The organism is Streptomyces sp. DG1A-41 (assembly GCF_037055355.1).
Classification (GTDB): Bacteria; Actinomycetota; Actinomycetes; order Streptomycetales; family Streptomycetaceae; genus Streptomyces.
Genome location: NZ_CP146350.1, coordinates 2,560,968 through 2,584,810, shown reverse-complemented (window position 1 = coordinate 2,584,810; position 23,843 = coordinate 2,560,968). Strand labels below are relative to the sequence as shown.

The 23,843-nt window shown below is 70.1% G+C and carries 20 protein-coding genes; 12 read left to right on the top strand and 8 right to left on the bottom strand.

What is annotated here, in order from left to right; translation table 11 throughout:
- Positions 1-122: 122 nt before the first annotated feature.
- The 6 genes from V8690_RS12090 to V8690_RS12065 all read right to left on the bottom strand — a co-directional run bounded on the left by V8690_RS12090 (position 123) and on the right by V8690_RS12065 (position 3,355).
- The gene (locus V8690_RS12090; RefSeq protein WP_338778197.1) at positions 123-356 is read right to left on the bottom strand and encodes an MbtH family NRPS accessory protein; all 234 of its coding nucleotides are present in this window, start codon (positions 354-356) and stop codon (positions 123-125) included.
- Between the two features lie 11 nt (positions 357-367).
- Positions 368-1,357, bottom strand: coding sequence for a hypothetical protein (locus V8690_RS12085; protein ID WP_338778196.1), 990 nt, complete (start codon positions 1,355-1,357; stop codon positions 368-370).
- Between the two features lie 143 nt (positions 1,358-1,500).
- A complete protein-coding gene (locus tag V8690_RS12080; protein ID WP_338778195.1) occupies positions 1,501-2,322 on the bottom strand; it encodes an HAD-IIA family hydrolase in 822 nt (273 codons plus the stop codon).
- Positions 2,323-2,386: 64 nt separating this feature from the next.
- Positions 2,387-2,539 carry a hypothetical protein gene (locus V8690_RS12075; protein WP_338778193.1) on the bottom strand — a complete coding sequence of 51 codons (153 nt, stop codon included), beginning with the start codon at positions 2,537-2,539 and terminating at the stop codon, positions 2,387-2,389.
- The gene (locus tag V8690_RS12070) at positions 2,536-2,874 is read right to left on the bottom strand and encodes a chorismate mutase family protein (RefSeq protein ID WP_338778190.1); all 339 of its coding nucleotides are present in this window, start codon (positions 2,872-2,874) and stop codon (positions 2,536-2,538) included. The genes V8690_RS12075 and V8690_RS12070 overlap by 4 nt, the downstream gene beginning before the upstream one ends.
- A gap of 268 nt (positions 2,875-3,142) precedes the next feature.
- Entirely contained in the window at positions 3,143-3,355 is a 213-nt protein-coding gene (locus V8690_RS12065) for an ArsR family transcriptional regulator (protein WP_338778188.1), read from the bottom strand.
- 421 nt (positions 3,356-3,776) lie between these two features.
- Between V8690_RS12065 and V8690_RS12060 the strand changes: the two genes are divergently transcribed.
- Together V8690_RS12060 and V8690_RS12055 are read left to right on the top strand one after the other, a co-directional pair.
- Positions 3,777-4,703: a metalloregulator ArsR/SmtB family transcription factor gene (locus V8690_RS12060; RefSeq protein WP_338778186.1), complete on the top strand. Its 927-nt coding sequence runs from the start codon at positions 3,777-3,779 to the stop codon at positions 4,701-4,703.
- 238 nt (positions 4,704-4,941) lie between these two features.
- Positions 4,942-5,361: a chorismate mutase family protein gene (locus V8690_RS12055; RefSeq protein ID WP_338778185.1), complete on the top strand. Its 420-nt coding sequence runs from the start codon at positions 4,942-4,944 to the stop codon at positions 5,359-5,361.
- A 112-nt stretch (positions 5,362-5,473) separates the two neighbouring features.
- Here V8690_RS12055 and V8690_RS12050 read toward each other — a convergent pair whose 3' ends face one another.
- The gene (locus tag V8690_RS12050) at positions 5,474-5,896 is read right to left on the bottom strand and encodes an acyl-CoA thioesterase (RefSeq protein WP_338778184.1); all 423 of its coding nucleotides are present in this window, start codon (positions 5,894-5,896) and stop codon (positions 5,474-5,476) included.
- A gap of 178 nt (positions 5,897-6,074) precedes the next feature.
- On the opposite strand from V8690_RS12050, the gene V8690_RS12045 reads away from it, so the two are divergent.
- The 8 genes from V8690_RS12045 (at position 6,075) to V8690_RS12010 (ending at position 16,414) form a co-directional block, all read left to right on the top strand.
- On the top strand, positions 6,075-7,604 hold the full coding sequence (locus V8690_RS12045; RefSeq protein WP_338778183.1) for an amino acid adenylation domain-containing protein: 1,530 nt from the start codon (positions 6,075-6,077) through the stop codon (positions 7,602-7,604).
- The gene (locus V8690_RS12040) at positions 7,601-7,822 is read left to right on the top strand and encodes a phosphopantetheine-binding protein (RefSeq protein ID WP_338778181.1); all 222 of its coding nucleotides are present in this window, start codon (positions 7,601-7,603) and stop codon (positions 7,820-7,822) included. The genes V8690_RS12045 and V8690_RS12040 overlap by 4 nt, the downstream gene beginning before the upstream one ends.
- Entirely contained in the window at positions 7,819-9,141 is a 1,323-nt protein-coding gene (locus tag V8690_RS12035) for a flavin monoamine oxidase family protein (RefSeq protein ID WP_338778179.1), read from the top strand. Before V8690_RS12040 ends, V8690_RS12035 begins: the two co-directional genes overlap by 4 nt.
- An 80-nt stretch (positions 9,142-9,221) precedes the next feature.
- The gene (locus tag V8690_RS12030; protein ID WP_338778177.1) at positions 9,222-10,934 is read left to right on the top strand and encodes a class I adenylate-forming enzyme family protein; all 1,713 of its coding nucleotides are present in this window, start codon (positions 9,222-9,224) and stop codon (positions 10,932-10,934) included.
- On the top strand, positions 10,931-12,904 hold the full coding sequence (locus V8690_RS12025; RefSeq protein WP_338778175.1) for an FAD/NAD(P)-binding protein: 1,974 nt from the start codon (positions 10,931-10,933) through the stop codon (positions 12,902-12,904). Before V8690_RS12030 ends, V8690_RS12025 begins: the two co-directional genes overlap by 4 nt.
- Before the next feature lie 2 nt (positions 12,905-12,906).
- Entirely contained in the window at positions 12,907-14,391 is a 1,485-nt protein-coding gene (locus V8690_RS12020) for a lyase family protein (protein WP_338778173.1), read from the top strand.
- A 2-nt stretch (positions 14,392-14,393) separates the two neighbouring features.
- Positions 14,394-15,782: a lysine 2,3-aminomutase gene (locus tag V8690_RS12015; RefSeq protein ID WP_338778171.1), complete on the top strand. Its 1,389-nt coding sequence runs from the start codon at positions 14,394-14,396 to the stop codon at positions 15,780-15,782.
- 2 nt (positions 15,783-15,784) lie between these two features.
- Entirely contained in the window at positions 15,785-16,414 is a 630-nt protein-coding gene (locus V8690_RS12010; protein ID WP_338778169.1) for a TIGR03086 family metal-binding protein, read from the top strand.
- A 5-nt stretch (positions 16,415-16,419) separates the two neighbouring features.
- Here V8690_RS12010 and paaI read toward each other — a convergent pair whose 3' ends face one another.
- Positions 16,420-16,887 (bottom strand): hydroxyphenylacetyl-CoA thioesterase PaaI, encoded by a 468-nt coding sequence (gene paaI / locus V8690_RS12005; RefSeq protein ID WP_338778167.1) that lies wholly within the window; start codon positions 16,885-16,887, stop codon positions 16,420-16,422.
- Between the two features lie 107 nt (positions 16,888-16,994).
- On the opposite strand from paaI, the gene V8690_RS12000 reads away from it, so the two are divergent.
- Positions 16,995-17,393 (top strand): acyl carrier protein, encoded by a 399-nt coding sequence (locus tag V8690_RS12000; RefSeq protein WP_338778165.1) that lies wholly within the window; start codon positions 16,995-16,997, stop codon positions 17,391-17,393.
- Positions 17,390-23,839, top strand: a complete 6,450-nt coding sequence (locus tag V8690_RS11995) for an SDR family NAD(P)-dependent oxidoreductase (protein WP_338778162.1) — start codon at positions 17,390-17,392, stop codon at positions 23,837-23,839. Before V8690_RS12000 ends, V8690_RS11995 begins: the two co-directional genes overlap by 4 nt.
- The last annotated feature ends 4 nt before the right edge of the window (positions 23,840-23,843 follow it).

The window sequence follows — 23,843 nt, the reverse complement described above, 5'->3', positions numbered from 1 at the left end:
ATCCTCAATGCTGCTCAAGTCTGCTCCTGCCGGATAACGGTACTAGACGTCTGAACGGCGGATTTTTGACGGTCTGGCAGAGTGGACATCAAGGCGGCAGATCCCTGCCCGCCGAATATCGATCAGCGTGCGCCAGCTGCGGGCTCCGACAGGGCCGCTCTGCGGCGCAGGCTCGCCGGGCGCATATCAGTCCAGACTTCTTCTATGTACGCGAGGCAGTCGGCTTTGGGGGCGGCTTCCCGTACTACTCGCCAGCCCGCGGGGACCTCCCTGTCCGCGGGCCATATGCTGTATTGCTCCTCGTCATTGACGACCACGCGGTAGGGAATGGTCAGGTCGGCGTTCTCATCTGCCATGGAGATTCCTTTCACGCGAGTAATGCGTCGAGGTGCCTGGCCCGTTGCTCCAGATCGGCGACCGGAAGCGGATCGGCAAGGCCGGGGGCGAAATCGGCGACCGCGTTGCGAGCCTCCGAGGTGAAATAAGCGGTGCCTTCGTGGTCGATGTGCTCCACGCCGTCGCCGCGCGCCTGCTTTTCGTTGAACGCGATCGACTCCGCTCGATCGACCCCGGGCGGCAGGTCAAGGGTGACGGCGCCACCGTCGATCCGTACCGGATAGCCGCCCGGAAGTCCGCCGGGTGCGGTAGCCGAACAGCGCAGGGGGGCCGCGCCGGGCAGGAGAGCGTGCAGCGTGGGGATCGTCGCTGCTGCCGTGACCTCGTTGTAGCGCTGGGTCCGCATGATCGATGGCGCCTGGTAGGCGAGCTTGTCGGCGCGTCGTCCGTCCTCGCCCAGGAAGACCCTGCAACGGTCGGCGGGATCGGCCGGTTCACGGGACAGCATGGTGCCGAGCAGCTGAGAGTGGTGACCGATGATGCGGATGCGCGGCACCCCGGCATCCGGCCGGGCGGCGCGCAGCGCGGCGCGACAGCGCAGCTCGATCATCGCGGCGTTGCCGAGTCCGAGGGTGGGGGCCAGTCCGAGCTGGGCGAGGATCGGTCCGGTCACGTCAGGAAACGAGAGATTCGCGACCGGCCCGGTGTAACCGGCGTCCCGGGTTGCTCGCATGACGGCCAGCAACACCGGCAGCTGGTACGGAAGTTGCAGTGCCAGACCGGCGCGGAGCAGGGCCGAAGCCGCCGCGTCCTTGCGCCCCGCCAGCGACCAGGGCCCCCGCACAGCCGCGCATTGCACCACCAAGTCGGGACGCGTACGGGTGAGCAGGTCGGCGACTTCGTCCTGCCGGGTCGCGTTCACCGTGACCGGTTCGACCACGCCGTCAGAGATGGTTGCGGCGGTGCCGGCGATAGCCTCGACGGTCTCGGTGGACCGTCCGGCCAGCACCAGGCGCCGCACGCGCCCGCCCCCGCCAAGCGGTAGGCGAGCCGCTCTCCCATGTCGCCCATGCCGATGACCAGCACGGTGCTCGTACGCGTAGGGCTCGGGAGTCCCGACGATGCCGTGGAGTACTCATCGTTCTCCGCACGGGGATGCATGCCTCACCTCCTCACTGCGTCGGTGGAAGCCGCGGGATCAGCGAGAAGGTGGGTGATGCTCTCACCGATGTAGGTGGGGCGGACGTCGGAGTCGGCCAGCATGTCGGGGGTCGTCACGCCGGTCAGAACCAGCAGTGTGTCGAACCCGGCCCGGCGCCCGCCTTCGATGTCGGTGTCGAGCCGGTCACCTGCCACCAGCGGGCGTCGGGCGTCGAGGGCCTTGGCCTGCTGCTGGAACAGGGTGGGCTCGGGTTTGCCAACGGAGAGGTCCGGCTCGCGGCCCGTGGCGGCGGTGAGAGCTGCAATGAGGGCCCCGTTGCCGGGGACCGGACCGCGCTCGGAGGGCCAGGTCTCGTCCAAGTTCGTCGCCAACCACAGTGTTTCTGGACGATGCAGGGTGAGGGCGGCTTCCGCGAGGATGGGCCAGCTGGTGGTGGGGTCGAAGCCCTGCACCACGGCTTGTGGCCTGTCGTCGGCGGAGCTGACGGGCTTGAGCCCGACGGCCGCCACCTCGTCACGCAACGCGTTGGGGCCGACGACAAGGACTGCCGCGCCGGATGGAAGGCGCTGAGCCAGGGCAGCGGCGGCGATACTGGTAGGCGTCAACACTTCGTCGGCAGTGGCGCCGATGCCGGCCTTGCGTAACATCTCCGCCGCCTCGCCGGGGCGGCGGCGAGGGCTGTTGGTGATGAAGCGCACCGGCACGCCCTTGGCACGGATGGCTGCGACTGTCTCCGCCGCGCCCGGGATGGGCTGTTGGCCGAGTACGAGGACGCCGTCGACGTCCAGCAGAATCAGATCGTAATGGTCGATGAGGGCCCTCAATTCGGCCAACCCAACGTACGCCGGCAGCTTCCCGTCGGAGAAAGCGAAATCCTTGGAACGCGCTTCATGTCACCCTCTTCAGGTTCGCAGTCTCGAACGCGTTGACCCGGACGGGCCGAGCGCATTCATCAGCCTGCTGTTCGCCGAGGAGTTGGTAGAGGTTGTAGGTGAACGAATCGTGGTTGGCGACGAGGAGTGTGCTGAGGGGACGGTTCATGACGCGTTGTCCGTGACCGGCTGCCGGTCGTCGGCGTCCGGCGCGTCGATCACGAGGTCCTCCACGCGGCAGGTCTCCTCGATGATCAGGTCGTACAGCCGCCGCAGAAAAGTCCCGTCGACACCGTGCTCGGCTCCGTAGCGGGCAGCGCGCTCCTGCACGATGCCGATCCTGTGCGGCTGCATCATCGGGACGCCGTGCTCCCGTTTGTGCTCGGCGATACGTACGCAGACGTCGATCCGGGTCTTCAGGGTGTCGAGCAACGTGGCGTCGATGAGGTCGAGTTCGGCGCGCAGACCCGCCAGCCAGACTTCAGGGCTCGAGGTCGTCGTCATGCCTGTGCCTTTCTGGATGTCGTGGTGCAACGGGCTGGTTCCTTTGGGTGTGGCAACCCTCCGGTTGTCGGGTACGTTCGGCCCGGTACGGCCGCAGGTCTGTGCAGGGACTCATTGCTGCAGGCCGCTCGGTGCCTTTGCCCAGCGTCCTGCCGACGGGGCGCTTTGAGCCAAACACACGACGAGGAGGCCCTCCAAAGCTTTTAGCTGGGGCTAAAACGGTTCCGAACAAGTGGTGCCGGCGGTCGGCCGGGGCAGCCGACGGTGGTCAGACGACGCGGCCGACGGAGTACTCGGCACCACGGACGAGCGCCTCGCCCGTCTCCGTGAGCGAGTGGAATACCCGCCGCCCCGACCGGTGACTGGTGACCAGATCACAGCCGCGCAGTACCGAGACATGCTGGCTGATGGCGCCCGGGGTGACGTCGACCTTGGCGGCCAGCTCGCCCGTGGAGGCGGGCGTGACGAGGGCCTCGAGCACCGCGGCCCGAACGGTCCCGCTGCCCCCCGGCGCCGTGGGGCTGACAGGAGTGCGGTTTCCAGACATATTCATGGCCGAATTCTTTAGGTGTGCCACCGGCCCTCACCTGACTGGAATGCCGCCTCACTTGTTCTGATTCGTCCCGGGGCGAAGTCGAGTCGGGCCTCGTCGAGATCGGCGGGGTGCGCGGCATCTTGCATCAAGGGCGGGCCTTGTTCCGTTGTGGCTGCTTTGGTTCGGGCGTCCAGATCCGCGTGTCCGGATTGCATCACGCAAGGGCGCCTTCTCCGGCCTACCGTGGGACGAGCAAATGCAGCGGGGGAACGGGGTAACGTTGATCAGCTACAGTGCGACCGCCGATGATGTCGCGAAGGTTCGATTCTCGGTGTCTCCGCTCGGGGAAACCGTTTACAGCTTCCGCATGCTGGCGTCCCCCGAGCGCCGAAGGCAGCACCAGCCATGGGTCGATGACGTCCTGCACAGGCTGAAAGGCCTCGACCTCCGGCCGCTGCGGGCCGTGATCCCACCGGCCGGATACGTGCCGGACTTCCTCACGCCGCCGCCCACGAGTACGCCCTCTAGCTTCGAGAACGAACTGGAAGTGGTGCGCGCCACCCACCCCTCCCAGTTCGTCGACGAGTTGGCCTGGACGGTGGGGGACACCGGGACTCCGCTCGCCTGGCGCCGGGAGATGGCGCCGCTGCATCAGCAGATGCTGGACGAGCCCGAGAAGGCTGTCCGGCAGATCACGCAACTGCTGCGCGCCTACTGGAGGCTGGCCCTCGAACCGTCCTGGCACAAGCTGCACGGCGGGCTCGTGTCCGATATACGTTCCCGGATGCGGGTGATGGAGAGCTCGGGGGCGGCCTCCGTCTTCTCCACCCTCAACGAGCGCATCGGGTGGCACGACGACCGCCTCACCGTACGCAGCAGCTACACCTACGAGGAGACACTCGGTGGCCAGGGCATCGTCCTTGTGCCGAGTGTCTTCTGCGGTCCGGATGTGCTGACCATGCTGCCGCCGCTCCAGTCGATGGTCGTGTATCCGCGGCCCGCAGTCGCGGACATCTGGCGGCACCACGGCGAGGACCGCCCCAGTCCGCTCAGGGCGCTCCTCGGCGGTGTCCGGGCCGCGGTGCTCGAGGCCCTCGTCACGCCCGCCTCCACGGGCGAGCTGGCCGCCAAGGTCGACGTCACCCCGGGCGCCATCAGCCAGCATGTCTCGGTACTGCGCGGCTGTGATCTGGTCACCAGTCACCGGTCGGGGCGGCGGGTATTCCACTCGCTCACGGAGACGGGCGAGGCGCTCGTCCGTGGTGCCGAGTACTCCGTCGGCCGCGTCGTCTGACCACCGTCGGCTGCCCCGGCCGACCGCCGGCACCACTTGTTCGGAACCGTTTTAGCCCCAGCTAAAAGCTTTGGAGGGCCTCCTCGTCGTGTGTTTGGCTCAAAGCGCCCCGTCGGCAGGACGCTGGGCAAAGGCACCGAGCGGCCTGCAGCAATGAGTCCCTGCACAGACCTGCGGCCGTACCGGGCCGAACGTACCCGACAACCGGAGGGTTGCCACACCCAAAGGAACCAGCCCGTTGCACCACGACATCCAGAAAGGCACAGGCATGACGACGACCTCGAGCCCTGAAGTCTGGCTGGCGGGTCTGCGCGCCGAACTCGACCTCATCGACGCCACGTTGCTCGACACCCTGAAGACCCGGATCGACGTCTGCGTACGTATCGCCGAGCACAAACGGGAGCACGGCGTCCCGATGATGCAGCCGCACAGGATCGGCATCGTGCAGGAGCGCGCTGCCCGCTACGGAGCCGAGCACGGTGTCGACGGGACTTTTCTGCGGCGGCTGTCGGGTCTGCCGGCCGCGGAGCTCGCCTGGGAAAACAGCGTACTGGGACGGTATGCCGACGAGCTCGGCCGCCAGGGGGTCGACGTCGGGCGGGCGTTGCTCACCCTCTCGCGGCTCCCGTCGGCGCGGGGGTCACCGCAGCCGGAGTGACAAGAGAGCGGCAGAGGGGGTGAGGAATTCGAAAGCACCCTCGGAGGATTCTGCCGCCAGGTACGGGGGCGAATCTCATCGGGTGCTCTCGGATGCTCGTCTCGAGCGAAGTTCAGAGGCCCATTATTTCTGGGTGGTCGGCCAGCTTGGCGAAATGCTCGGCCGGATTGGATATCAATTTGCGCTGGGTCAGGTCGATGAGTCCGGCGATGCTCGACAGTTCGCAGGCGAGGACGCCGTCAGTGCGTCGGATTTCCTGTTCGACGCGGAAAGTCTTTCCTTCGCCCCAGAGCCACTTGCAGGTCACGTCGACTTCGTCTCCACCGCGCAGTTCGTGGCGGAAGCGCATCGTGTTCTCCAGGACAGCGGGGCCGATCCGCGTGGCGATCAGCTTGTCCTGCGAGATGCCGGCCGCGCGCAGGCTCTCCCAGCGCAGATGCTCGCAGTACTGTAAATAGACGGCCTGATTCAGGTGTCCCTGCGTGTCGAGTTCGTAGCCCCGTACGGTGATCCGCAATTGGAACGGTTTTATCATGCGTGGTCAACCTCCTCTGTGGACGTATAAATTTCTACCGCATGTGCGTGTGGCGGGCAACCCTGCGTCACCCTCTCGAATTTCATGTGACGTGGGTCACTTGATGAATTGCTCTTGACTCGTCGAGACCTTCGAGTGGTAGCGTAATGGCCATGCTGGAAAATGAAGGAAAACTTTGATGGTGGATATAGTGTCCGCCTTTCTGGAAGTGGCCCGTATCTTTCCCAGTAGGTGTGCCGTTGAATACGGCGGACGCGAATTGACGTATGCGGAGTTAGCAGACCGGGTCCGTGTGACGGCCCAGGAGCTGGGACCCGAACCCGGAGCGGTGGGGGTCCTGACGGACCGCTCCGCAGCCACCGTCGTGGCCCTCCTCGGTGTCCTGGCAGCGGGCGGCACCTACGTCCCGGTCGACCCGGCCTTCCCCGCCGCGCGACAGCGGGCGCTCCTGGAGGCCGCTGGCTGCACCAAGGTGCTCGAAACGCCCGGCCTCCCTGCGCCGGACGGGGAACACCCCGAATCACCGGCCCTGTCACCGCCCTCGGGGACGGCGGACGCGGAGGTGCCCGCGTACACGCTGTTCACCTCCGGATCCACGGGGCGACCCAAGCCCGTCCTCACCTCGCGGCACGCCATCGCCGCCTCGGTCGCCGCGCTCCGCGACCTCTTCGCACTCACCCCCGCGGACCGGGTCCTGCAGTTCGCCTCGCTCAACTGGGACACCTGCCTGGAGGAGATACTCCCCGCGCTCACGACGGGGGCGACGCTCGTCTTCCACGACGAGGCGTACACCGGCTCGATACCCAGACTGCTCAGGGCCGTCGCCGCGGCCCGTGTCACGCTGCTCGACCTGCCGACGGCCTTCTGGCACGAACTCGTCCGCCATCTCGCGGAGAGCGACGAGCAACTGCCCGACTGCGTACGGACGGTGGTCATCGGCGGCGAGGCCGTCAGCCCGGCCCGGCTCATCGAGTGGCGAGCCCGCGCCACCGGCCACATCCGGCTGATCAACACCTACGGCTGCACCGAGACCACCCTGATCACGCACGCGGTGGACCTGCACGGCCCCGAGGAACCCGGCCCCGGCGCCTGGTGGGGCGAGGGCGGCGTCCCCATCGGCAGGCCGCTGGTGCACGTCACGGACGACATCGGCCCGGACGGCGAGCTCCTGGTCTCAGGGCCGGCGTTGGCGTTGGGCTACCGGGATCTGCCGGAGGTCACCGCAGAACGCTTTGTGACCCGTCAGGGCCCTGACGGACCCGTCCGCTGGTTCCGCACCGGCGACCGGGTCTCCCGTCGGCCGGACGGTCATCTGGTCCACGAGGGCCGCCTCGACGCCGAGATCAAGGTACGGGGTATCCGTGTCGACCCCGGCGAGATCGAGGCCCACCTCACCGCCCATCCGGGGGTCGGCGTCGCCGCTGTCGTAGGCACCCGGGTCGCGGACCGCACGACCGTGACCGCGTACCTGGTGCCCCAGCGTGCCGACGCCGACGCCGTCGCTCTCGCCCGAGAGGTCCTGCGCGACCTGCGCGCGAGCGTGCCCGGCCATCTCGTCCCGCACCGGGTGACCGTCGTCCCCGAACTCGTCCACACCGCCGGCGGAAAGATCGACCGGCTCGGCACCCACAGGCGTCACTCACCCGCCGCCGCGCCGTCCGCTCCCGCGGACCACCGAGGCGGCCTCACAGAACAGGACAACCGATGAGTCCCGACGACATGGTCGACATCTTCCGGAGGGTTCTGGAGACCGACAGCGTCTCGGCGGACACCGACTTCTTCGAATCCGGCGGTGACTCGCTCATGGGCACCCGCGTACTGAGTGCCGTCGCGCGCGTACAGGGAGTGGAGCTGACCTTCGACGACCTCGTCGGGGCGCCTACACCGGCAGCGCTCGCCGACCGTGTCGCGAGCGTGTCCCGATGAGTGTCGTCGTCGTGGGCGCAGGTCTCGCCGGCCTCACAGCCGCCACCGATCTCGCCGGCCGAGGCGTCGACGTCCAGGTCCTGGAAGCCCGCGACCGGGTCGGCGGCAGGACGCACGGCATCGAGATCGCTCCCGGCGGCTGGGCCGATGCCGGCGCCGCCTACCTGGGCGAGCGGCACACCGAACTGCTCGCGCTGATGGCCCGCTCGGGCCTCAAGACCGTGCCCACCGTCATGGAGGGCGACAGCCGCTTCGACGTCTCCGGCGCCGCTCAGGCAAACAGCGTCCCAGGGCGCTTCCCGCCACTGAGCGGCGTGGCACTGGGCGAGCTGTTCGACCTGCTGGACGAGGTCACACGGTCCGTACGCACCGATGCGCCCTGGCACACCCCGGATGCCGTGCGCCTCGACGCCATGACGGCCGCCGAGTGGGCGGACACCAACCTCCGCCACCCGGACAGCCGGCTGTTCTTCCCGCTCTTCCTCGGTGAGATGATGGCCGCCGCTCCCGCCGACGTGTCCGTCCTGCACATGGCCTTCTACCTGCGCTCCGGAGGCGGGCTGCGCTACCTCAACGCCTTCGCCGGGGGCGCTCAGGAGTGGCGGATCGACGGCGGCGCCCACCGGTTGAGCGAGGCTCTTGCCGCCGGGCTCGGCGACCGGGTGCGCCTGTCCGAGCCGGTCACCGCGATGGAACAGGACGACGCCGGCGTGACCGTGCGCTCCGCGAGCGGCACCACCCGTGCCGACGTGGTGATCGTCGCGCTGCCCCCGGTCCTCGCCGACCGGATCGACTTCTCGCCCGGACTCCCCGCCCCGCGCTCGGGGGAACGGACCGCGCCGGGTTGCGCGGTCAAGGTCCACCTGATCCACCCGTCCCCGCTCTGGCGTCAACAGGGCCTGTCCGGCTGGTCGGTGAGTGCCGACGGCCCGCTGATGTCCACGGTCGACGACTCGCCCGCCGATGGCGGTGCGGGGATCCTGACCGGCTTCGTCACCGGCGAGGAGGCCCGCCGCTTCGCCGCGCTGCCCCCCGCCGAACAGCGAGCCGCCGCTGTCGCCCAGGCCGGCCTGTTCCCCGGACTGCCCGAGCCGATCGGCTTCCACGTGACCGACTGGGTCAACGACCCCTACAGCCGCGGCTGTTACGCCGCCCTGTTCGGCCCCGGCGACTGGCTCGCGCTCGGGCCCCATCTGACCCGCCCGCACGGCCGCGTCCACTGGGCCGGCACCGAGACCAGCACCGAGTTCTTCGGACTCATGGAAGGCGCCATCCGATCGGGCCACCGGGCCGCCGCCGAAGTGGCCGCCCGCCCGTAGGAGTTGTCCGGCGGACCAGGCTCGGACAACCACCGGCCCGAGTTGTCACGAGACCACCCCGACGTTCTCAGGAGAGCACCGTGACCACCAGCCCCATAGCCCCACTCGCCGTTCGGCAGGAGTTCATGACCGACCCCACCCTGGGGGCCGGCAACTTCCTGCAGAAAGCGCTGGAGGCGAACCCGAACAACACCGTTCCGTACGCCTTCAGTCACACCACCGACCACCGGGGTCAGGTCGTTCTGCGCGGCCACAGCCTGCGCGACCTGGCCACTCTGCGCGACCGGTACGCCCACTGGTACCGGGCCAACGGGGTCGCGCAGGGCGAGCCGGTCGCCGTCTTCGTCGGCGAGGGCCTCGAACCGCTGCTGCACTTCCTGGCGCTCACCGCCCTCGGCGCGGTCCCGGCGCTCATCAACAACGCCATGCCGGAGGTCACCGCCCTCCGTTACATCGACCATGTCGGTGCGGTGGGCCTGGTCGCCGACGATCCGACCCGGCTCGTCGCCGCGTACCGTGCCGACGCCAACCGCCGTCGGCCGCGCTTCATCGTCCCGGCCGCCGAGATCAAGGCGTACGACCCGAGCGGCCCGCTGCCCGACGGTTACCCGTACGAGCACGCGGACGACGAGGTCGTCGCGCTCATCCACTCCTCCGGTACCACCGGCACCCCGAAGTCGACGATGCTCGCGCACCGTCAGTTCTGGGCCGGCAAGGAGCCCCGCATGGAGCGGTTCCCCGCCTCGCCGGACGACCGGCTGATGTCCCTGATGCCGCACACGCACGCCGGCGGACTCAGCTATTTCCTCACCGCCACGCTGCTCGGGCTGCCCACGGTCGTCATGGGCGACTGGCGGCGCGCCGTCGTGGAGCCGGTCATGGAGGCGTTCCGGCCGACGATGGTCGCTTCCTTCCCGCGCACGTTCGTCGAACTCGCCACCGGTGAGCCGCCCACGCGGGGGGCCGCGAAGGTGCACAGCTGGTTCAACACCGGCGACGGCGCCCACTACGGCCACATCCGCCGCCTGGTGCAGCTCGGCGAGCGGCCCGCCGGACTCATCAAGCCGTGGCTGCTGCCGCGCGACCGCGCGAACGAAGAGGCCGTGCCCGGCTCGCAGTTCATCGACGGACTCGGCTCCTCCGAGATGGGCATGGCCCTGTTCGGGCAGGTGACCACCCCCGAGTCGGAGCGCGACGACCGCTGCGTCGGCAAGCCCACCGAGGTTGTCACGGCCGCGACCGTCCTCGGTACCGACGGCCGCGAAGTACCCGTCGGCACGGTCGGCCTCCTTGCCGTGAAGACCCCCTCGCGCACTCCGGGTTACTGGAACGACCCCGAGCTGACCCGCAGCTTCGAGCTCGACGGCTACTGGCTGACGGGCGACGTGGCCCGCAAGGACGAGGAGGGGAACTTCTACCACCTCGACCGGACCGTGGACGTCATCGACACCGAGAACGGCCCTGTCTACAGCCTGCCCGCGGAGGAGGTGCTGCTCGCCGACTGCGGGGACCTGGTGCAGGATTGCGCCGTCGTCGGCGTGCCGGCCGAGAACGGAAAGGGACAGGTCCCCATCGCCGTCGTACGGATTCAGCCAGGTGTCTCCGAGCCCGCGGCGGAGGAGCTGTGCGAGCAGGCCAACAAGGAGCTGGCCACCGCCGGCCTCGCACCGCTGGCCGCCGTGATCGTCGCGCGTGACCTGGCCGACTTCCCGACCGGCGTCACCGGCAAGGTCCTCAAGCGGGAACTGCGCACCCGGTGGGCCACCCTCTTCACCGGCGCCGTGCGGGGATGACGGTCCGCGTGCGGCAGAGCGACACCACCACGGTGTGCGTGGTCGGGGCCGGCCCTCGAGGGCTGTCCGTGGTCGAGCGGCTCTGCGCCAATGCCGCCGCACTGCGGCAGCGCTTGAGGGTCCGGCTGGTCGACCCCTATCTGCGCCTCGGCGGGCGGGTCTGGCGGGTCAACCAGCCGTCCGTGCTGCTGATGAACACCGTCGCTTCGCAGGTCACCATGTTCACCGACGAGAGCGTGAACTGCGAGGGGCCGATCTCCCACGGACCGAGCCTCTACGAGTGGGCACGGTTCCTGGAGCGTCTTGAGCCGTACGTCCCGTACCCACCGCATGTGTACGAGGAGTGCCGGCGTCTCGGCCCGGACTCGTACCCGTCCCGGGCGCTGTACGGGCGCTACCTCGGCTGGGTCTTCGACCGGCTGGTGCGTACGGTGCCCGATCACATCGCGGTCGAGTCGTACGGCGCGACCGCGCTGGAGGTGCGGGACGAAGCCGGTGCCACCCAGACCGTCGTTCTGGACAACGGCACCCGGCTGACCGGCCTCGACGCGGTCGTGTTGGCCGTCGGCCATGTGGACATGCCCCGCAGTGACGAGGAGCGGGTGCTCGGCGAGTTCGCCGCCGAGCACGGCCTCGTCCACATGCCCACGGGCAACCCGGCCGACGCCGACCTCGACCGCATCGCGCCCGGGCAGCGGGTTGCCCTGCGGGGCATGGGGCTCAACTTCTTCGACTACATGAGCCTGTTCACCGCCGGCCGCGGCGGCTCGTTCGTGCGCCACGGCACAGACGGTGTGCTGCGGTACCGGCCCACCGGCGAGGAACCCGTTCTGCTGGCCGGCTCCCGGCGCGGCGTCCCGTTCCATTCACGCGGCGAGAACCAGAAAGGCGCCACCGGACGTCATCAACCGCTGTTCCTGACCGGGGAAGCGATCCGCCGGCTGCGCGCCCGGCGGGCGGCGGGGGAACCGGTCGGCTTCGTCCGGGACGTCTGGCCGCTGGTCGACCAGGAGGTCAGGGCGGTCTACTACCACACCCTGATCTCGGGGAGCCGCGGCCGATACGACGGCGACGTCTTTCTCGACGAGTTCTGCCGGGGCGGCGGGAGCAGAGATGTCGAGGAACGGCTGCTTCGCCGGTACGCGGTCGACGGCGCCCTGCGCTGGGACTGGGACGGGATCGCCCGGCCCTACGGAAACCGGACGTTCGCCGACACCGAGGCGTATGACGTGTGGCTCGCCGGCCATCTGCGCCAGGACGTGGTGGAGGCCCGGCGCGGCAACGTACGCGGCCCGCTCAAGGCGGCGCTCGATGTGATGCGGGATCTGCGCAACGAGATCCGCCAGGTCGTCGACCACTCCGGCATCACCGGGGACTCGTACCGCGACGACCTGCGTTCCTGGTACACGCCGCTGAACGCGTTCGTCTCCATCGGCCCGCCGCCGAGCCGCATCGAGGAGATGGCGGCGCTCATGGAGGCCGGGGTGCTGCGGGTGGCGGGGCCCGGGATGACGGTCCACCCGTCGGCCGAGCGCGGGGCGTTCCTGGTGCGGTCGGCCGCGATCCCGGATGCCGAGGACGAGGTGACCGCCCTGATCGAGGCACGACTGCCCGAGGTCGACGTGCGCACGACGGACGATCCGCTGCTGCGCGGGCTGATGACCACCGGCGCCGCAAGCGCGTATACGATCCCGACCCCGAACGGCAAGGGCCTGGTCACCAGCGGTCTCGCGGTCTCCGAGAAGCCCTACCGGGTGCTGGACACAACCGGTGCCGCGCATCCGAACCGGTTCGCCTTCGGTATTCCCACCGAGTCGGTCCACTGGGCGACCGCCGCAGGCATCAGACCCGGGTCCGACTCGGTGATCCTCGGCGACGCGGACGCCATCGCGCGCGCCTGCCTCGCCTCCGGGGCCCGCCCGGGCGTGATCGGGACAACGGCCTCCGTCACCACCGCGTTAGGAGACTGACCTTGGACACGACCCGCAGGGTCGAGGACACAACACGCACGGACGAGGACACGACCCGCACGGTCGAGGAGACGACAGGCACGGTCGACGCGGGACTGCTGAGCCCGGTGTGGGCCACAGTCGGCGATCCGCTCGGCGACCAGGCGTGGGTCGCGGCCATGCTCGACGTGGAGCTGGCGCTCGCCCGGGCACAGGCGCGGCTCGGGGTCGTCCCCCCGGAGGCCCTCGGGCCCATCGAGGAGACGATCCGGTCCCGGCCCGTCGAGGTGGTCCGGCTCGCCCGCCGGGCCCGGGGGTCCGCCAACCCGGTGGTGGAACTGGTCCGCGTGCTGACGGAAGCAGTGCGCCGGGTCGACCCGGCGGCCGCCGAGTACGTGCACCGGGGAGGCACCAGCCAGGACATCCTCGACTCCGCCGCCATGCTGCTCGCCGCCCGGGCACTGGCCCGCACGGACGTGGACCTGGGCCGGGTGGCGGTCGCGCTCGCCCGGCTCGCCGCCGAGCACGCCGGCACGCCGATGGCGGGCCGGACCCTCACTCAGCACGCCGTGCCGATCACCTTCGGACTCAAGGCGGCGGGCTGGCTCACCCTGGTGCTGGACGCGAGCGACCGGGTCCGCCGGGTCCGGGAGTCGCTGCCCGCTCAACTGGGCGGCGCCGCAGGCACTCTGGCCGCCTACCAGGAGTACGCGCGCCTGGCCGGCGTCGACACCGCGGGGCACGCCGCCGATCTGTCGGCCGCGTTCTCCGCCGAGCTGGGCCTGCGCGATCCCGAAGCGCCCTGGCACACCGTGCGCACCCCGCTCGCCGACCTCGGGTGGGCCGTCGTCGCGGTCACCGGCGGCCTCGGCAAGTTCGCGACGGACGTCCTCGGCATGGTCCGTACCGAGGTCGCCGAGGTCGCCGAGCCCGGACCCGAGGGAGCCGGGGCATCCTCCGCCATGCCCCAGAAGCGGAACCCCGTACTCGCCACGATGCTCGTGTCCGCGGCCCGTCAGGCCCCCGCCCATGCTCTCGTTCTGGGACAGAGCCTGCTCGCGGAGGACGAACGCTCCCCAGGAGGCTGGCAGTCGGAGTGGCAGCCCCTCCGGGAGGCCCTGCGCCTGGCCGAGGGGGCCGCTCGCACCGCGGCCGAACTCGCGGAGGGCATCGAGGTGTTCCCCGACCAGCTGCTGAGGAACCTGCGGCTCACCGGGGGCGCCGTGGTCTCCGAGCGGCTGAACGCAGCCCTCGCGCCCGTACTCGGCAAGGCCGCCGCCAAGACACTGCTCGCCGACGCGGCGCGCCTGGCCGCCGCGCCCGGCCACACCTTCGAGGACGCGCTCGCGGCCTCCCCGGTGCTCGCCGACGCGTCGCACACCCTCACCGATGGAACGAAGCTGTCGGACCTGCTCGACCCAGCCAACTACCTGGGTGCCTCACAGGAGTTGGTGGAGCGCGTACTTCACCGGCACCGCACCCGGCCTGTCGATCAGCTAGGAATCTGATGATGACGTCACAGGGACCGCACACCCTGCCCGCACCGCAGCCCTACGAGTACGAGCGCGTGATCCCCGTGGAACCCGACTGGCACCGCCTGCCGGGCTGGGGCGATGTCACCGCCGCCCAGTGGCGCGACGCCCAGTGGCAGCGCGCCCACTGCGTGAAGACCACCAGGCAGCTGAAGGCGGTGATGGGCCCGCTGCTCGAGGACCGGTTCTACGACGACCTGGAGGCCGACCACAAACGCTTCGCCACCATGTCGAGGCTGCTGACCCCGCAGATGCTCAACACCATGGCGCCCGACGCGCCCACGGAAGCGGCGGGCTTCACGGAGTCCTTCCTGGCCGACCCGATCCGCCGATACATGCTGCCCGTCGCCTCCGACCGTGAACCGGAGTGGCCGAGCCACCCCTACGCCGAACGGGACTCGCTCCACGAGGCGGAGATGTGGGTGGTCGAAGGACTCACCCACCGCTACCCGACCAAGGTCCTGGCGGAGCTGGTGTCGACCTGCCCCCAGTACTGCGGGCACTGCACCCGGATGGATCTGGTGGGCGGCTCGACCCCCCAGGTGGAGAAGCAGAAGCTGACCCTCAAGCCGGCCGACCGCCAGGACCAGATGATCGACTACCTCAAGCGGAACCCCGGCGTACGCGACGTCGTGGTCTCCGGCGGCGACGTCGCCAACGTACCGTGGCCGCGCCTGGAGTCGTTCCTGATGCGGCTGCTCGATCTGGAGAGCGTCCGGGACATCCGGCTGGCCACCAAGGCCCTCGCCGGACTGCCCCAACACTGGCTTCAGGGGACGGTGCTCGAAGGACTGGAACGGGTGGCGCGGACCGCCGCGCGGCGCTCCGTGAACCTCGCCGTGCACACCCACGTCAACCACGTTCAGTCTGTCACCCCGCTGGTGGCCGAGGCGGCGCGGGCCGCGCTGGACGCGGGCGTCCGGGACATCCGCAACCAGGGCGTCATCATGCGCGGGGTCAACACCTCCCCGAAGGCGCTGCTGGACCTGTGCATGGCCCTGCAGGGCGAGGCGAACATCCTGCCCTACTACTTCTACATGTGCGACATGATCCCGAACGCCGAGCACTGGCGCATCGCGGTCTGGGAGGCACAGGAACTCCAGCACGCCGTCATGGGCTATCTGCCCGGCTACGCGACGCCGCGGATCGTGTGCGACGTGCCGTACGTCGGCAAGCGCTGGGTCCATCAACTCGTCGAGTACGACCGGGAACTGGGCGTCTCGCAGTGGACGAAGAACTACCGCACCGGGATAGAACTGGATGATCCGGACGCTCTGGCGCGTCGCTATCCGTTCTACGACCCCATCACCACGCTGCCCGAAGCCGGCCGGCGCTGGTGGCGGGAGAACGCACAGAAGAAGGGCTGACCATGACCGACAGGCACACCGTCGCGGACACGTTCAAGGACGGCGTCCAGGAGCTGGACCGCCGGGCCGTACTGCGCAGCGCGGAGATCGTCGCGCAGATCGGCGACGACCAGTGGGATGCCCCCACCCCCTGCGGCACTTGGTCCCTGCGCCGCCTCCTCGCCCATATGACCGCACAGCACCTCGGGTTCGCCGCGGCTGCCGACGGCGGACCGGTTGACGACGCGGTCTGGCAGGAGACGCCGCTTGAGGACCCGCGCCGTGCGTACGCCGACTCCGTCGCCCGCGTCCTCGACGCGTTCGCCGGCGACGGCGTGCTGAACCGTGCGTTCGTCCTGCCGTGGATCCATCCGACGATGCGGTTCGCCGCCCCGCGCGCGATCGGCTTCCACCTCGTGGACTACGTGGTGCACGGCTGGGACGTCGCGGCTTCCCTCGGCGTCCCGGCGGCGTACAACGACGACCTCGTCGCTGCCGCCACCGAGGTGGCCCGCAAGGAGGTGCCCGTCGGACCGTCGCGGGAACGCCCCGGCGCCGCGTTCCGCCCGCCGGTCGAGTTGACCGGCACGGCGAGCGCCGAGGACCGGCTGCTCGCCTCGCTGGGCCGTGACCCGCGCTGGTCACCGAAGTGAGGGGTTCACTCGCCGCGCGCCTCGGGAGCCGGCCGTGCCGGCCGGCTCCCGAGCGTGTGGCTCTGCCCCCGGAACTCGGCGATCGGCACTCCGTCCGAGCGGCGCACGGTCACGTCGTACAGGCCGCTGCGTCCGAAGCGGGTCCGCTCCGTCGCCTCCGCGACCAGTTCGTCGCCCACTTCGGCCGGGCGGAGGAAGGTGACCTGCGCCCCCTGGGCCACGGTCGTCGGGCCGTATGTGTTGCAGGCGAAGGCGAATGCCGCGTCGGCCAGCAGGAAGAGGAAGCCGCCGTGCCCGATGCCGTGGCCGTTCACCATGGTCTCCGTGACCCGCATGCCGACGGTCGCCCGCCCCGGCCCGGCGTCCCGCAGCGCGATGCCGAGCAACTCACAGGTGCGGTCCTTCGCGTACAGGTCCTCGGCGCGCCGCCGGGCCGCGAACTCCAGGTCGCCTTCCTCGCTGATCCCCGTCATCACGTGACCCTCAAATCCCTTATGTGTTCCCAGAACTTGACGCGCTGATCCTTCCATCCGTGCCGACCACGGTCAACAGGAAATGAATAATCCAGCCAAGGAGTGGCATGACTTCGCGTACACCCTGGATTCAGGAATTGTCAGAAACTCCGCCGTCCGAACGCCGGGCGCTCCTCGAATCGTTGGTCGTTGCGGAGTTCAAGCGTGAACTGATGATGGACGGCACGGATGTGCTGCCTCTTCAGGTGAGTTACTTCGAACTCGGACTCACCTCGCTCGGCGCCGTCGACACAAGGCGGCGGCTCGAACGGGAACTCGGCCGGACGCTCGACTCGGCCTTCCTGTTCAACCACCCGACGGTCGGGCAGCTCGTCGAGTTCCTGACCACCGATGTGGTCCCCGAACTCTTCGACGGCGCCACCCCGGTCGTCCCCGAGCCCCCAAAGGACGCAGGAGTGTCCACGAAAGACCTGGTCAACGACATCCTCAAGGAGCTCTACCAGTGACCGACACGGCCTCGTCCCGCACCGATGCCCTGCTGAAAGACCTGCTTCTGGAGAAGTACGAGCCGATCGCCGTCATCGGGTTCGGTTTCCGATTCCCGGGAGACAACAACACTCCCGAGGAGTTCTCCGCATTTCTCAGGGAAGGCCGCGCAGGAACCGGCCCCGTCCCCGAGGACCGTTGGGACATGGACGCTCTGCAGGACGCCGAAAAAGAGGCCTGCCGGAGCCCCCTGGCGGCTGGCGGCGGATTCCTCTCCGGTGCGGACGAATTCGACTCGAAGTTCTTCAACATATCGCCCAAGGAAGCCGACTTCATGGATCCGCAGCACCGCTGGGCCCTGGAATCGTCTTGGCGCGCCCTGGAATCGGCGCACATCGACCCGGCGGCACTCCGCGGCAAAAACGGCGGCGTGTATCTGGGCGTCGGGCAGATGGACTTCGCGATCGATGTCGAGGCCGTGGACCCGATGGACCTCGACGCACATGTCGCCGCGGGCACCGCGCACAGCGCCGCCGCCGGACGCCTGTCCTACTTCCTCGGCTGGCGCGGTCCCTGCCTGAGCGTCGACACCGCCTGCTCCGCCTCGCTCGTGGCGCTGCACCTCGCCGCCCAGGGACTGCGCCGCCGCGAGTGCGACATCGCCCTCGCGGGTGGCGTGAACGCAACCCACCACCCGCGCAACCACATCGTCTACTCACGCGCCGGCATGCTGGCGCCCGACGGCCGCTGCAAGACCTTCGACGACTCCGCCGACGGCTACAGCCGCAGCGAGGGATCCGGCATGCTCGTCCTGAAGCGGCTCTCGGACGCCCGGCGCGACGGCGACACCGTGCTCGCGCTGATCCGCGGCTCCTCGGTCCGTCAGGACGGCGAGAGCGGCGGCCTGACCGTCCCGAACGGCACCGCCCAGGTCGCCCTGATGCGCGACGCGCTGGCCTCGGCCAACCTGGAGCCCCAAGATATCCAGTACGTGGAGGCGCACGGCACCGGCACCTCCCTCGGCGACCCCATCGAGATGGGGTCCATCAACACCGTCTTCGCCGAGTCCCGCACGGACGGCGCCCCGTTGGCCGTCGGCTCGGTGAAGACCAACATCGGCCACATGGAGGCCGCCGCGGGCATCGGAGGCGTCGCCAAGGTCGTCCTCCAGCTCCAGGAAGGCGTGATCTACCCGCACATCAACCTCAAGACGCCGTCGCGCCACATTCCCTGGGACCGCTATCGCGTGACCGTCCCGACCGAACTGCGCGACTGGAAGGCCGACGGGCCCCGACGGGCTCTGGTCAACTCCTTCGGCTTCGCCGGCACCATCGCATCCGTCGTCCTCGAGCAGGCGCCGCCCGCCCCGGTGCGCCCGCCGGCACCGGACGACGGCACCGCCGTCTTCACCCTCTCGGCGAAGGACCACACGGGACTGCGCGCCCAGGCAGAGGCCCACCGCCGCTTCCTCGACGCGCGTCAGGACCTCGCCGTCCCCGACTTCTGCCGCAGCTCCAACCTCGGTCGCGCCCACCTGCCCGCGCGGCTCGCCGGGCCCGTCTCCTCGCGCGAGGACCTGGTGCGGCTGCTCGACCGGCAGTCGGCGGGCGACGGCCCGGACGGCGGTGAACTCCGTTACACGGAGGCCGCGTTCCTGTTCTCCGGGCAGGGCGCGCAGTACGTCGGCATGGGGCGCGGCCTGTACGACCGGTACCCCGTCTTCCGGCGCCACCTCGATGACTGCGACCGGCTCTTCGCCGCCGACCTCGGCCGCTCGGTCAAGGAGGTCATGTTCGGCGAGGCGCCGGACAGCGACCAGGACATCAACCGGACCCTCTACACCCAGCCCGCACTGTTCTCCCTGGAGTACGCGACCGCCCGGCTCTGGATGTCCTGGGGGATACGACCGGGCATCCTGCTCGGGCACAGCGTCGGTGAGATCGCCGCGGCCGCGATCGCGGGCCTGTTCTCGCTCGAGGACGCGGTCCGGCTGGTCTCCGTCCGCGCCCGGCTCATGCAGTCCGTCTCGGCGCCCGGTGGCATGGCTGCCGTCTTCGCCCCCGCGCAGGAGATCGCCCCGCTTCTGGCGCCGTACCCCGACATCAGCTTCGGCGCGGTCAACTCCCCGCTCCAGTGCGTGATCTCCGGCGGACGCGACTCGCTCGCCGAGCTCGTCGGCACCCTGCGAGCCGGGGGTGTCGGCGTCAAGGAGATGCCGGTGTCGCACGCGTTCCACTCGCCGCTGATGACCGAGGTGTTCGACGCGTTCCGGGAAGCGATCGCGGACATCGCCTTCCACGAGCCGCAGTTGAGCTTCGTCTCCAACCTCACCGGAGAGGTCGCCACGTTCGCCGACGTGGGAACGCCCGAGTACTGGGTCCGCCACATCGGCGAGCCCGTCGATTTCGCCGCCGGCATGCGCCGCGTCCAGGCCCGCGGGCAACACGTCCTCATCGAGGTCGGCCCGTCCGCCGCGCTCACCGGCCTGGGCCGGCAGAACGGCGACCCCGACGACCACGTGTGGGTGTCCAGCATGGCCAAGTCCGACCCCGGCGCCACCACCATCACCACCGCTCTCGCGCGCTGCTACCAGGCCGGACTCCCCATCTCCTGGACGGGCTACCACGCCGAGCGCGACGGACGGCCCATGCCGCTGCCCGGCTATGCCTTCGCGAAGAAACGCCACCCGCTGCCCTCCACGCGCGTCCGGGCCACCCTCGCCGGCCGCGCGTCAGGACCGGCCCACCATCCGCTGCTGGGCCGGGACATCACCACCGAGGACCGGCGCGAGGCGGGGGAGCGCGAATTCAGCGCGCTGCTGGCCCCCGACTCACCGGCCTACCTCGCCGACCATGTCGTCATGGGCCAGGCGGTGTTCCCCGGCGCGGGATACGTCGAAGTCGTGCTGGCCCTCCAGGACGCGGTGCACGGCGAGACCGGCCGGACGATCCAGGACCTGAGCATCCACGAACCCCTCTTCCTGCGCGACGGCGAGCCGGCCGAGATCCGCACCCGCCTGCGCCCGCACGGGGGCGCCGACGGGCCCGCCGCCGTCGAGATCGTCAGCCGTGTCGACGGCCGGGACGGCGTGATCGAACGCGTCCACGCCACCGCCACCCTCGGCGCCGCACCCACCGGGCCGGCCGGACTCGGCGAGGTCGTGGACCGCCTCCGGAAGGCGGCCACGGACCCCGGCAGCCCGCAGGCACGGCATCACGGCGAGGACCTTTACCAGCGGTACGCCGAGCTGGGACTGCCGTACGGCCCCGAGTTCCGGCGCGTCCTGCGTGTCGACCGGTACGCCGACGGCTTCGCGACCGGCGAGCTCCGCGGCCTCGACACACCCGCCACCGAGCATCTGCGCGCATCGGTCCTCGACTGCGCGATGCAGACCCTCGGTGCCGCAGTCGATCTGGACGGCACCTATCTGCCCGTCGGCTTCGACGGCGTCGAACTCCTCAAGCGTCCCAAGGGCGACCTTCACATCCTCATCCACGTCGACCTCGACCCTGTCGGCGAAGTCGCCGCCGACATCGTCGCCCTGGAAGGCACCCGGACGGTCTTCGTCGTCAAGGGCGTACGTCTCAAGCGCGTCGCCGACGCCCCGGCCGACCCCGCCGAGCGCATGCTGCTGCGCCCCCGATGGCTCAAGCGCTCCCTGCCCGCGGCCAGGACCGGTGAGGAGGGCCGCCGAGTCCTGGTGGTCCGCCCGGGCGACGGCCTCCCGGGTGACCTGACCGACCGGCTCGCCGGGACCGGCATCGAGACCCTGCACGCCCCTGACGCGACCACCGCGGCCGCCCTGCTGGCCGCGGACGGTGCCGTCACGGACCTGTGCTGGTTCTGGACACCCGAGCCCACGCTCGAGGGCGAGGAACGGCTGCGTACCGAGACCGAGCGCAACTACCGCGACCTGCTCGCCCTGGTGGCCGCGGCCGACGGACCTGTCGCAGGCCGCGGCCTGCGGGTCCTGCTCGTGACCGAACGCGCCCAGTGGCTGCCCGGCGACATCACCGGCACCGCGCCCCGGGACGCCGGCGCTCTCGGCGCAGCCTCCCTGTGGGGGTTCGGCGCGGTCCTGTTGAACGAATACCCGGCGCTGCGGACCGTACTGCTCGACCTCGACGGAACCGATCTCCAGCCACTCGTCGACGAGTGGCGCGCCGGAGACACCTCGGGCGGCGAGCACCAGATCGCGTACCGGTCCGGCATCCGCCATGTGAAGCGGCTCTCCCCGCCCGCCACCGGCACCCGCGACGACACCAACACGGAACTCACGATCACCGAGTACGGCCAGTTCTCCACCGTCCGCCCGGTGCCCGTCGAGGACCGCCCGCCCACCGGCGACGAGGTCACGGTCCAGGTCCACGCCGCCGGGCTCAACTTCAAGGACGTCCTGAACGCACTCGGCATGCTGCGCCAGTACGCGCTGGACCACGGCATCCCGTATGAGCCCCTCCCGCTCGGCTTCGAGGCTTCCGGCACCGTCGTCGAGGCGGGACCCGACGCCGGGTTCAGGCCCGGCGACGAGGTGGTGCTCAGCCGGATCGGCTGCATGCGGCGGCGGGTCACCGTCCCGTCCACGGTCGTCGTGCGCAAGCCCGCCGGCCTCACCTTCACGGAGGCCGCCGGGCTGCCCGCCGCGTATGTCACGGCCTTCCACGCACTGCACAACCTCGCCGGTATCAGGGCGGGCGACCGGGTCCTGATCCACGCGGCCGCGGGCGGCGTCGGACAGGCGGCCGTCCAACTCGCCCGGCTCGCCGGCGCTGAGGTGTACGCCACCGCCAGCCCCCGCAAGTGGCCCCTGCTGCGCTCCCAGGGCGTGGAACACGTCATGAACTCCCGCACACTCGACTTCGCCGACGAGGTGCTGGCGGCCACCGGGGGCCGGGGCGTCGACGTCGTCCTCAACAGCCTCAACAAGGACTACATCCCGGCAGGTCTGCGCTGCCTCGCCGAAGACGGGCGGTTCGTCGAACTCGGCAAGATCGGGGTCTGGTCGCCCGAGGAGATGAGCGCCTCACGACCCGACGTCGGCTACCACAACTTCGACCTCAGCGAGCTGCCCGCCGACGAACTCGACCGCCTCAACCACGACATCCTGCGGACGGTCGCCGAGCACATCGAGGCCGGCCGGCTGACCGCCCTGCCGGTGGTCGGCTACTCCCTCGACGAGGTGGAGGAGGCCTTCGGCGTCCTGAGCCGGGGCGCCAACCTCGGCAAGGTCGTGCTGGAGTTCCGCGACGAACGCGACCTGCCCGCGCGGCCGGTGCGGATCGACGCGGGGGAGACGTACCTCGTCACCGGAGGCCTCGGTGCGCTCGGCCTGGCCTCCGCGCGCAAGCTGGTGCGGGAGGGCGCCCGCCGTATCGCACTCGTCAGCCGCCGGGCCGTCGACGAGCGCCGACGGTCCGCGATCGCCGCCGAACTCGGTGAGGGCGTCGAAGTCGAGGTCCACCAGGGGGACATCGCCGATGCGGCCGATGTCGAACGGATCGTCGGCGAGCTCGCCGCGGGCGACACCCCGCTCGGCGGTGTCCTGCATGCCGCGGGCGTCCTCGCCGACGCCCCGCTCACGGCCCAGACCTGGGAGAGCATGGCCACCGTCCTGCGCGCCAAGGTCTGCGGCACCTGGCTGCTGCATCGCGCGGTCGCCGATGTCCCCACGGTCCGGTTCTTCGTCGGCTACTCGTCGATCGCCTCGGTACTCGGTGCCGCCGGCCAGGCCAACTACGCCGCCGGCAACGCGTACATGGACGTCCTCATGCAGTGGCGGGCAGCCGCGGGCCTGCCGGGGCTCAGCGTCAACTGGGGCCCGTGGTCGGACATCGGCATGGCCGCCGCACTCACCGAGCGTCAGATCGACGGTATCGAGGCACGAGGCCTGAAGTTCATCAAGCCCGACGCCGCGCTGAAGGCGCTGTTCACCGCGCTCACCCGGCCGTACGCCCAGACCGTCGTCGGCGAGTTCGACTGGGATGCCTACACCGACGCCCTGCCGTCCCCGAACGCCCTCTTCAGCGAGCTGCGTTCGGGCAAACGCGGCGGACCGGACCGGACCGAACTGGACGTCGACGGGCTGCTCGCCCAGCCGAAGCCCGACCGAGAGGTCGCGCTTCGCGAACTGCTGCGGGGCCGGATAGCGGACGTACTGCGGTACGACTCGCCCGAGGAGATCGATGTCGATGCCCGGTTCGTGGACCTCGGTCTCGATTCGCTCGGCTCGGTGGAACTGAAGAACGCCCTCGAGACCGTGCTCGGAATCCCGCTGCCCGCCTCCGCCCTCTTCGACCACCCCGCCGTGCGGCCGCTGGCCGTGTTCATCGACGAGCAGCTCGTACCGGATCAGGCTCAGGGCGGACCGGCCGCACCGCTGCGGGACGAGCCCGGCGAGGACGTGCGCGAACTGACCGACGCCGAAGCGGACGACGAACTCGCCGCTCTCCGCGAGATGTTCCAGTGACGGG